The organism is uncultured Polaribacter sp. (genome assembly GCF_947495205.1).
Classification (GTDB): Bacteria; Bacteroidota; Bacteroidia; order Flavobacteriales; family Flavobacteriaceae; genus Polaribacter.
Genome location: NZ_CANLXV010000004.1, coordinates 156,825 through 168,543, shown reverse-complemented (window position 1 = coordinate 168,543; position 11,719 = coordinate 156,825). Strand labels below are relative to the sequence as shown.

General features: G+C 27.9%; 5 protein-coding genes. 1 reads left to right on the top strand and 4 read right to left on the bottom strand.

What is annotated here, in order from left to right; translation table 11 throughout:
• Nucleotides 1-8: 8 nt before the first annotated feature.
• Entirely contained in the window at nucleotides 9-974 is a 966-nt protein-coding gene (locus tag Q0762_RS05325) for a Gfo/Idh/MocA family oxidoreductase (protein WP_298764490.1), read from the top strand.
• A gap of 94 nt (nucleotides 975-1,068) precedes the next feature.
• On the opposite strand, the gene Q0762_RS05320 is transcribed toward Q0762_RS05325, so the two are convergent.
• The 4 genes from Q0762_RS05320 to Q0762_RS05305 all read right to left on the bottom strand — a co-directional run bounded on the left by Q0762_RS05320 (nucleotide 1,069) and on the right by Q0762_RS05305 (nucleotide 11,696).
• The gene (locus Q0762_RS05320) at nucleotides 1,069-3,267 is read right to left on the bottom strand and encodes a DNA mismatch repair protein MutS (RefSeq protein WP_298764487.1); all 2,199 of its coding nucleotides are present in this window, start codon (nucleotides 3,265-3,267) and stop codon (nucleotides 1,069-1,071) included.
• A 60-nt stretch (nucleotides 3,268-3,327) separates the two neighbouring features.
• A complete protein-coding gene (locus Q0762_RS05315; protein ID WP_298764484.1) occupies nucleotides 3,328-4,068 on the bottom strand; it encodes a LytTR family DNA-binding domain-containing protein in 741 nt (246 codons plus the stop codon).
• A complete protein-coding gene (locus tag Q0762_RS05310) occupies nucleotides 4,065-6,872 on the bottom strand; it encodes a histidine kinase (protein ID WP_298764481.1) in 2,808 nt (935 codons plus the stop codon). Before Q0762_RS05310 ends, Q0762_RS05315 begins: the two co-directional genes overlap by 4 nt.
• A 132-nt stretch (nucleotides 6,873-7,004) precedes the next feature.
• Nucleotides 7,005-11,696 carry an MBG domain-containing protein gene (locus Q0762_RS05305; RefSeq protein WP_298764478.1) on the bottom strand — a complete coding sequence of 1,564 codons (4,692 nt, stop codon included), beginning with the start codon at nucleotides 11,694-11,696 and terminating at the stop codon, nucleotides 7,005-7,007.
• Nucleotides 11,697-11,719: the final 23 nt, after the last annotated feature.

The window sequence follows — 11,719 nt, the reverse complement described above, 5'->3', positions numbered from 1 at the left end:
AATAAAAAATGAAAACTATCAATTGGGGAATTATTGGATGTGGTAAAATTGCTAATAAATTTGCCACAGATTTAGCAACAATTAAAAATGCAAAGTTGGTTGCAGTTGCCTCTAGAAGTCAAGAAAATGCCAATGCTTTTGCTACAAAATACAATGCAGAAAAAGCCTATAATTCCTATTCAGATTTAGCAAAAGATGCCAATGTAGATGCTGTTTATATTGCAACACCACACAGTTTTCATAAAGAACACAGTATGCTTTGTTTAAAACATAAAAAAGCGGTTTTATGTGAAAAACCTTTTGCTATGAACAGGGAAGAGGTAGAAGAAATGATTGCTGTTGCAAAAGAAAATAATGTGCTTTTAATGGAAGCTTTATGGACGTATTTTTTGCCACATTACAAGTTTGTTTTAGATATTTTTAAAAGTAAAAAATATGGCGATTTAAAAGAATTAACTGCAGATTTTGGTTTTAAAGCAACCTATAATTTAGAAAGTAGATTGATTAAAAAAGAAGTAGGAGGAGGTTCTCTTTTAGATATTGGTATTTATCCCATTTTTGCAGCATTATCAACTTTAGGAATGCCAAATTCTAAAGAAGCAAAAGCTACTTTTTTTGAAACAGGTGCAGATTCTGAGTGTACAATGGTTTTTAACTACAATAATGCAACAGCAAATTTAAAATCTACTTTATTAGAAGACACAAAAACAGAAGCTATATTTACTTTTGAAAAGGCTATTGTAACCATAAATACAATGTTTCATGAACCTACAACGGTTACTATTTTTAAAGACAATAAAAAAGAAATTATAGATTTTAATTACACAACTATAGGCTATAATTTTGAGGCAGAACATTTTAACCAACTTTTAAGAGAAGGTAAAAAAGAAAGCGATGTAATGACTTTTGATTTCTCTAGAAACTTAATAAAAACGCTAGATCTTGTGAGAAAAGAAATTAACTTGGAGTATTAGTTTTTCTAATTTTAAAATTACAAAACTGAAAAGATAATTTAAGTAATAAGTTAATTGATGTTAAATTTGATAAATTTTAACCAACTACCAAAACTTATTTCCCTTTTTGTACCAATTCAATTTTATCAACTGTGGTTTTGGTGGTGAAAATACCGTAATTTATGGTAATGTTTTTACGATCTATTTTATCAATAGTTCCAACAGAATTAGAGTCTATAATTCTAACTTTATCGTTTAATTTATAAACGTAAGCAGCTTTTTCTTTAGCAACAGTTGCTGCTTTAATTTCCTTTTCTTTACGCACTTCAACAACCTTTTCTAAAACCTCTTTTTCTACTTTTTTAATTACATTTTGCAATTGTTTTTCTACAACTTTCGCTTTTTGTTTCTGAGATTTTGTTTTTAGTTTTATTGGGTTCTTCTTGGCATATTTTACTTTTTCATCTGCAACCCATTTGTTGAATTTTTGATTCAACTCTTTTTTATTATTAGTTTGAAAGTACTTGTTTAAAAGTTCGTTAGTTTTTCTACCTAAAGAAAGCATTTTTTGGTTTTGATCATATAATTCTTGAAAACCAGCCAATTTTGCTTGTATTTTTTCTTCTTTTTCTTGTAAACTTTCTAAATGTTCTTTTCCTTTTGTTTTTTGTTTTTCTAAATTATCAGAGTTTTTCTGAAGACGATTGCGTTCTTTCTGTAGTTTAGAAATGGTTTTATCTAAACGTATTTTTTCGTTTTCTACACGCTTTTTAGCTTGGTTTATTAAACGATATGGAATTCCGTTTTTTTGAGCCACTTCAAAAGTAAAAGAACTACCTGCTTGCCCAACAAATAATTTGTATAAAGGTTCTAAAGAACGCTCATCAAACTGCATATTTGCATTGGTTACATTTTCTAGTTCTGCAGCTAAAACTTTAAGGTTAGAGTAGTGTGTGGTAATAATTCCAAAGGCTTTTTTATTGTAAAAATCTTCTAAAAATATCTCTGCTAAAGCACCACCCAATTCAGGATCTGATCCTGTACCAAACTCATCAATTAAAAACAACGTGTTTTCGTTACATTTTCTTAAAAAATAGCGCATATTTTTAAGACGATAACTATACGTACTTAATTGATTTTCTATAGATTGGTTGTCTCCAATATCGGTTAAAATTGTATCAAAAATATAGGTGCTACTTTTTTCTTCCACAGGAATTAAAATCCCACTTTGTACCATTATTTGCAACAAACCAATGGTTTTTAGGGTAATGGATTTTCCACCAGCATTTGGCCCAGAAATAACAATTATTTGTTGTTTTTCATTTAACTCTATGCTTTGAGAAATTGTTTTTATATTACTTTCTTTATTTTTTTTCCATAAAATAGGATGATATGCATCTCTAAAAAATATCTTTTTCTCTTTGGTTATTTTTGGTAATAAACCATCTATTTCCTTGGCATATTTTGCTTTTGCACCAACAACATCAACATGAATTACGTAGGCTAAATACTCTTTAATAATTTCTAAAACAGGGCGTAAAGTATCTGCTAAATTTCTAAGAATTCTAACAATTTCTTGTTTTTCTTCATACAATAAATTTTGATATTCTCTAGAATAGGTAAGGGTTGCTTGTGGTGCAATGTAAACAATGTTACCAGATTTAGAAGAGCCCATTAAACTACCTGCAACTTTTCTTCTATGCATTGCCAATACCGCTAAAACACGCTGATTTTCTATAACAGATTCTTTAATATCGTCTAAATAACCAGCAGACATGGCTTTGCTTAATGCACTAGAAAAACTAGCACCAATTTTACCACGAACATTATTAATATCTCTCCTGATTTGTTTTAGAGCAGAAGAGGCATTGTTTTTTACGATGCCACTAATTTCTATAATTTTTTTAACTTCATCATCTACAAAAGTGGTAAATTCTAACTTTTGAGTAGTTTCATAAAAAGTAGGAAATTGCTCTTTAAATTTCTTAAAGAATTTAATATGTTCAATAACAGTTAAAGAAATGCTCGCAATTTTTAGATAGGCTTCTGGCTCTAAAAAACTGTTTTCTATGCCTAATCTGTGTATGTCATTTGTAACATTATCAAAACCATGATTTGGTATTCTATTTTCGCTAGCAAAAGATTTTAAATATTCATCTACCAGATTTAATTCTGTAAATAATAATTTTCTGTTTTGAATTGGTAAAATTTCTCGAACACTTTCTTTGCCTAAACCAGAAATACAAAATTCAGAGATGTGTTGTAAAACGGTAGAAAATTCTAAATCTTGTAATGTTTTTTCGGAGATATTCAAAGTTTATTTTTGTAAATGAGCACAAAAGTAATAAAGAATTTTTCTAATAAATAACTATTATTAGTTAAATAAATTTAAAAATAGTTTTTTGTTAGCTTTAGAAATAGGTACCACTATTTCGTTGTCTAAAATTAAATAACCTTCATTTTCTAGGTGACGTACTTTTTGTAAATTTATAATATGAGATTTATGACATTTAAAAAATTTAGGACCAATTGTTTTTTCAAACTTACCTAAATTATAAGAACTGGTTAAAATAGTATTGTTTTGTAAATGAATTTTGGTATAACCTTGGTAGCCTTCTAAATGCAAAACTTCATCTTCGTTTAAAAACGAAATTCCATTTTGAGTCGGAACAATAATTTTATTGTTTTGAGCCATGTTTTCGCTTATTAATTTTGATAGTTTATCGAAATTATTTTGCTCTTTTTGTAATTTTAAATTTTCTAACGCTTTGTTTACAGCTGCTTTCAGTTCGTTGTTGTCTACGGGTTTTAAAATGTAATCTATGGCATTATTTTTAAAAGCATCTAAGGCAAATTCACTATAAGCAGTAACAAAAATAATTTGAAAGTTAATGTTCTTTATAGCAGATAAAAGCTCAAAACCATTAATTCTTGGCATTTGAATATCTAAAAACAGTATATCAATTACAGTGCTATTTAATTTTTTTATGGCAGCCTCAGGTTCTTGAAATTTTTCTAATATAATAATATCAGGAAATAAGGTGTGTAATTTTTTTTCTAAGCCTTTTAAATTAGAAATTTCATCATCTACTAAGATTGCTTTTATGTGTTTCATTCGCTTAATTTAGTAATTGTAAAGGTGCTTTTATTTCCCTTTTCTGTTTTATGGCTGTAAAGTTCTTTATTTTTTAAAGTGATGTTCCAAACACCAGTTTTATTTAAAAAATCTAATCGGTCTTTTATAATATTAGAAGAGTTGTGTTTTTTGTTTTTCTTAATGGTGTTTACAAAGCCAACACCATCGTCGGAAATGTCAACTTTATAGGTTTTTGCATTGATATAGTTGAAATTTATATGAATGTTTCCGTTGCCTATTTTATTAAAAACGCCATGATTTACAGCATTTTCTACCACAGGTTGCAATAACATTGTTGGTATTTTTATGGTATTTGTTTTTAGGTTTTTATCAATATAAATTTTAAAATTTAGTTTTTCTTTAAATCTTAATTGTTCTAATTCTAAGTAGCTTTGTATTAATTTTATTTCTTCTGAAAGTGAAATTTTATCTTCTTTAGAAAGGTTAAAGAAATGACGAATTAGTCTAGAAAATTTAACCAGATACATTTCAGAAACTTCTAAATTATTTTCATTGATATAATATTGAATAGCTGATAATGAATTGAATACAAAATGAGGATTCATTTGAGAACGTAATGCTTTTAACTGAATTTCGCTTAGTTTTTTGTCTTGTAATAATTTTTGATTTTTTCTTTTTTGAGATTTTTTACCGATTTGTTTTGTGGCATAAAAAACAATTAAAATTATTAAAAAAACCGCTAAAAATTGAAACCATGATGTTTGCCAAATAAGAGGATTAATGGTAAAGTGCAATTCTTTTTGTTTTCCTTCAATATTTATTGTAAAAATGTAGTTGTTAGGCGCCAAGTTATTGGTACTAAAAATAGTGCTTGTAGTATTTTGCCATTCTTTATTAATAGGCTCTAATTTGTAAGAAAAGTTGGTGTTATTAAAAGTATTAAAATCTATTTTTCCAATAATAATTTGCAACTTGTTATTCGCTTTGTATGCAAATTCACTCTGAAGATTGCTAATTGGTTTGTCGTTAAACGTTGCACTTTCAAAATAAATATCTAGTAGAGTAGTAGCTTTATTGTTTTGGTTTGGTAAAATTGCAATTCCGTTTGTGGTTCCTGCAATTATGTTTTTATCATTTACATATAGCGTATTTACTTGGTTTGTTGGCAAACCATCTTTTCTTGTATAATTGTAACTTCTATTTTTAGTTTTATAGAGATCAATTTTTAAAATGCCTTTATTTGTGGCTAACCAAAGTATATTTTGCTTAATGCAAGCATCGTTAACAATTAAAAATTTGGTTTCAGGAATATGTTTTATAGTTTTTAAATTGGTTGTGTAAGATCCAAAACCATCCGTATTAATTACTAAATTATCATTATTTATTTGATGAATATTTAAAATTGGCTTTTTAAAAGTACCATCAGAAAAATTAAAATTTAAAATACGATCATTTTGTAACGCAAATACACCATTTGTAGAAGCAATTAACAATTTATCTTTAAAAACAACAATATCATTAATACCTTCTTTTAAATATTCTTTTAAAATAATGTTGGTTTTAGGATCTATTTTAATAATTCCAAAATTATTTATAGCATAAAGATATTTTCTAAAATAGATAAGTTTAGAAACCGCGAGCCTAGTTTTGTAATTGTTGTTTAAATAAAAGTCAACTTTTTTTTGAATATTGTTTTGTGACTTTATATTGTTTTCTACGGAATGAAAAAATGAAGCATTTAATTCTTTAATATAATCTGCTCCATATGTATAATTCGTATTTTTAATATATGGAGTAAAGTTTTTAGCAATGCTATCATAATTATAAAATCCCTTATTATTAATTGTTGCAATAATTTTACCATTTACCTTAGCGATATTTTTAATATCATTTCCTTTATAAAAATAATTTACATTTTTATTAGTTTTAGGTATTTTGTACATACCATTATTAAACGTTGTCAACCAAATATTTTTATTGATATCTATAAAACCAAAATGAGAAGCGATGTTTTTAGGAAAATAAAATGTTTCTTTTATGTGAAATTCCTTATCTAAAATACCAACAAAACCTTTACCTGATATTTGTAATTGATTGTTTACTAAATTTATACGTGTATGTTTAGAAGTTTTTATATTAATTTCTTCTTTTAATGTGCGCTCTGTTAGCTGTAGTGTATTTAGGTTTAATATTTTATAGCTATCTTTTGAAACCCAATAGTATAAACTATCTGTAAGTTGCCCTCTTTTGTAATTATTTATAAGGATATCTTTAATATTAAATTGTTTTATTTTATAATTATTATGGTCTATTAAAACTAATGAGTCTTGGTCTACATTTATTTGTAGGTGATTAATTTTGTTATGCTGAATGAAATTTTTAAAGAGCTTTACTCTTCTTGATTTTTTGCCAAATGGACGCCATTTTTTTTGGATTAGTTTGTGAAACCGATTACTATTAGATAACACAATTTCATTACCAATTTGGTTGGTATATCTAGAACTTAAAATTTCTCCTTTTTTTTCACTTTCAAAAGTAAAAACACTGTCATTTTCTATGTAACCAACTTTAATAGCTTTAGATTGAAACCAAACTTTACCATCTGGTGTAACATTTAGTCCCCAAACATCATTGGTTGCTAAACCGTTTTTTGTAGTAAATGTTTTAATTTTTGTGCCATTGTATTTTGCTAAGCCTTTGTCTGTAGCTATCCAAATAAAGCCTTTAGCATCTTGTAAAACCTTATAAATATGGTTGCTTGGTAAACCTGTTTCTGTAGTATAATTGGTTTGTTTTTGGGCAAAAGAAAAACTCCATATCAATAGAAAATAACTTACGATATGGAGTTTAACAGATTTCAATTTTAAATTCTCTTTTTCAAATATACTATTTAATGTTTTTAGATTAAAAAAAACCTTGCCTTAGAATTATAAAGGCAAGGTCTGAAATTAATTTTACTCAATTACAATTTTAGAAGTTTTGCTAAAATTACTACCTACTGTTTTTAGTATATAAATCCCTTTTGGTAGGTTATTGGTGTCTATTTTATTTTCTCCAATATTAATATTAAATTCTTTTAATTGTTTTCCATTAATATCGTACAAAATAGTTTTTGCAGATTCTTCTGTAAAAATAGTAAAACGTTCTTTTGCTGGGTTTGGATATATTTTATACTTACTTGACAATACATTAGAGGTTACGTTAGCCGTTGTAGAAATTGTAAAAACACCTTCGATAAAATTTTCATTATAATTACTACCTCCTGTTAAATTTCCAATTTGAATTTTATATGTACCAATTGATTCTCCTGACTCTCTGTTTAAACCTCCTGAGAAACTATCACCATTTACTAAACTACCGCTAGTAATTTGATATGTAAGTATAGGATCTGTGTCTCCAAAGTTTTTAACAATATCATCAGCAGTAATTGTGATTGCTTTTTTATTTATAGAGAGTGTACCATTTGTTAAAGAGAAAGAGTAGTTATTGTCCATTCCATTTGCCAAAGTAATATCATATTGTCCTGCATCAGAATTTTGTGTTGCAATAGAAGCGATATCTGGTTGTGCATCTATCTGAGCAACAGTATCACCATTAACAAATCCATCATAAGTCATGGTAAAAGTAGGATTTACATCACCATAAACTTTAGAAAGATCATCAGCAGTAATTGTGATTGCTTTTTTATTTATAGAGAGTGTACCATTTGTTAAAGAGAAAGAGTAGTTATTGTCCATTCCATTTGCCAAAGTAATATCATATTGTCCTGCATCAGAATTTTGTGTTGCAATTGAAGTGATATCTGGTTGTGCATCTATTTCAGCAGCAGTGTCTCCATTAACAAATCCATCATAAGTCATTGTAAAAGTAGGATTTGCATCACCATAAACTTTAGAAAGATCATCAGCAGTAATTGTGATTGCTTTTTTATTTACAGAGAGTGTACCATTTGTTAAAGAGAAAGAGTAGTTATTGTCCATTCCATTTGCCAAAGTAATATCATATTGTCCTGCATCAGAATTTTGTGTTGCAATAGAAGCGATATCTGGTTGTGCATCTATCTGAGCAACAGTATCACCATTAACAAATCCATCATAAGTCATGGTAAAAGTAGGATTTACATCACCATAAACTTTAGAAAGATCATCAGCAGTAATTGTGATTGCTTTTTTATTTACAGAGAGTGTACCATTTGTTAAAGAGAAAGAGTAGTTATTGTCCATTCCATTTGCCAAAGTAATATCATATTGTCCTGCATCAGAATTTTGTGTTGCAATTGAAGTGATATTTGGTTGTGCATCTATTTGAGCAGCAGTATCACCATTAACAAATCCATCATAAGTCATGGTAAAAGTAGGATTTACATCACCATAAACTTTAGAAAGATCATCAGCAGTAATTGTGATTGCTTTTTTATTTACAGAGAGTGTACCATTTGTTAAAGAGAAAGAGTAGTTATTGTCCATTCCATTTGCCAAAGTAATATCATATTGTCCTGCATCAGAATTTTGTGTTGCAATTGAAGTGATATCTGGTTGTGTATCTATCTGAGCAGCAGTATCTCCATTAACAAATCCATTATAAGTCATTGTAAAAGTAGGATTTACATCACCATAAACTTTAGAAATATCATCAGCAGTAATTGTGATTGCTTTTTTATTTACAGAGAGTGTAATATCTTTTGTATTACTGCTGTAATTGTCATGTTCCGCTATGTTTACTCTAATGGTTACGTTGCCAGCTTCTCCAATATTTATAAAATCGTTATTAGTTCCTACAAGGGTTGTTCCATTAGCATTACCTTGAATAGAATAACTTATTTGACCTGCAGAGTCTGAAGTTGCTAACAATTGAAAATCGTCGTCTCCGTATGTTTTTGAAATATCTGTGAAATTTATAGACGGCATTAAAAGCGAATTTGTAGTAAAACTTTCTAAATTTCCATAGCTAGTACCCGCTGAATTTATAGCATAAGATTTAAAAGAATATTGTGTATTAGGAATAAGATTTGTTAAAGAATTTGTAAACATTCCTGTGCCAGTTCCATTAATTATTTTAATAACATCTGTACCACCAATTTCTGGATTGTTATTTTCGCTTGATAATGCATAAACAATTCCTCTTTCAGAGATTGTTGCTCCACCATTTGAAGTTATATCTCCTGCTAAATCTGCACTTGTTTGTGTAATGTTATTTGCAGTAGTTGTTGATAGTGTTGCAACTCTTGTTAATTGTGTACTTGCAGTGTTCGTAATTATTGGTGCATTATAATCAAAATAAATATAAGAAGTATTTTCAATAATATCATTTAAGCTAAGCGTGCTTTTTGGTTTAATTTTAAAGAAAACCCAGCCATGACTTTCAGGTTCATTTGAAAGACTGTCTGCTAAGTGTATATTTTCGAAAATAAATTCTAGTTTATTTCCATCTGAAATAGAAGGTCTGTAACTATGACTCGCAGATATTGGTGTAAAAGTATCCCAATCTAGATCTTCATCTAATTCATTTCTTACAACTATATTTATTGCAGAGGCAGTTCCAGTATTTTGAAAACGAACTCTATAATTTAAAAAATTAGGTATTTCTACTGCATCTATATAATCTCCTTCAAAGCAGGTAATATCATTCGGATCGTAAGAATTTACAACTAATTCTGTTGCAGTACTTATATTATCTGCCAAATTAACGTCAGTATTAGTGCTTGTAATTGTACTTGTATATGTAATTTGGTCACCTCCATTTACGGGGTTAATAGGGTCTACAGGAGTATTAATATTGAAATCGACATCAATATATTTTTTTTCAAAAGGATTTAAATTTGTGTAGTTCCAAGTTAACAATGTGCTTGTTTGCGTATCTGGTGTTACAGTAGCATTTAAAAAATTTAACTGTGTATCTAAGAATGCCAAATCTACAGTACCAGATAGAATACTAGAACCAATATTTTCATAATAAACCCTTACAGAAGTGTCAAATCCAGGTCTTGCTTCAAAAGTTGGTATTACAGTTACTTTAACATCATTTACAATTTGATTTGCAGTTATACAAAAATCAATTACTTCTGTTTCTCCAGAGCTAGTAAAAGTTTTAGACTGACTTGTTGGAGTAGCAGAGAAAAAAGGAGGTAAATTTAATTCAATTTCTACAGTATTTGTGGCTTCTTGGGTATATATTAAATATTCTCCGTTAGTACCAGTAAATGTATTATTAGAAGTGTTATTACTACTATTTTTTAATTTTGTATTAATAGATTTTGTATCAGAGTTATCACAACCATTATTATTAAAATCAAAGGAAACTGTACCAGTAATTGTGTTTGAATTTGTAGGTATAAACGAACAAATATCTGAATAAAAAGATTGAACATCTTTTCTTAAAAAATAAGTATTAGCGTATGTTATATTGTCAACACAAATTAAATTTAAATTAGGGTTATTTAATACATTAAATCTAATATTGTTTATTGCATTATTATTTCCATTTTTTATATTTAAACTATTTAACTGATTATTGTTAATAATTAAACTATTTAAATTTGATTGTCTAGATGCATCTAAACTTGTTATTTGATTTCTAGCGCAATAAATTTTAGATAAGAGAATGTTATTTGTTATGTCTAAATCTGTTAATAGTGCATCATTACAATATAATATTTCTAGTGCGCTATTTTCTGTTAAACTTAAGTTTGTTAATGGATTATTACTGCAAGATAGGTGAGTTAAACCAATATTACTAGAAATATCTAAATTTGGTAATTGATTATTAGAACACTCTAAAGTAGTGAAGGTATTAGTATTTGGTAGTGTTAGTGAGCTTATAGTATTATTATTACATTTCAAATTTATTAAAGAAGTGCTAGCAGATATATCTAGAGTAGAGAGTTCATTATGTCTACAATCTACAATAGCTAGTGGACCTGAACTGGGTAATATTATTGTGCTAATTTTATTATTACTACAATCTAAATTTGTTAAATTTAGAAATGGAGATAAATTTAATGTTGTTAATTTATTATTGTTAATACTTAAATTTGTTAAAATATTTGTAGTTGGAAAGTTAATTGTTGATATGCGATTATAATTACTGCTTAGAACTTCCAAAGAATTTTGTTGAGATAAATCTAAATTCACTAAATTATTTGAGCTAGATATAAGCGTTTCTAAACTGCTAGAACTTGGTAAAATTAAAGAACTAATTCCCAAAAAAGTCTGGCTTGTAGTATTATAATTGATATTATTTGAACAATCTAAATATATTAAGTTTGAAAGAGTAGAAACATCTAAACTACTTAGTTCATTGCCACTACAGGTTAATGAGGTTAAGTTTGTAAATGCCTCAATACCAGTAAAATCTGAAATCCCATAAGATAAAAATACACCAGTAGGTCCAAAACCGCCTCCACCACAAAACGGATCATTTGGGTCTGGACAGAATCCTCCTAAGTCTTCTACACTCTGATAATTAGAGATATTTAAAGTTGTTACAGCTTGGGCTTCTTGCACAGAAATTTGATTATCATTATTGGTGTCTATGCTTGGCGAATAATTTAAAAGTGCCTGTTTAAATTCGTTATCTGGTATGTTAACAATTTGACTGAAAACTCCAAGAGAAGTAAAAAGAATAAGGTAAAGTAATTTATTTTTCATAGTTTTTGTTTTTAAGTTTGTCA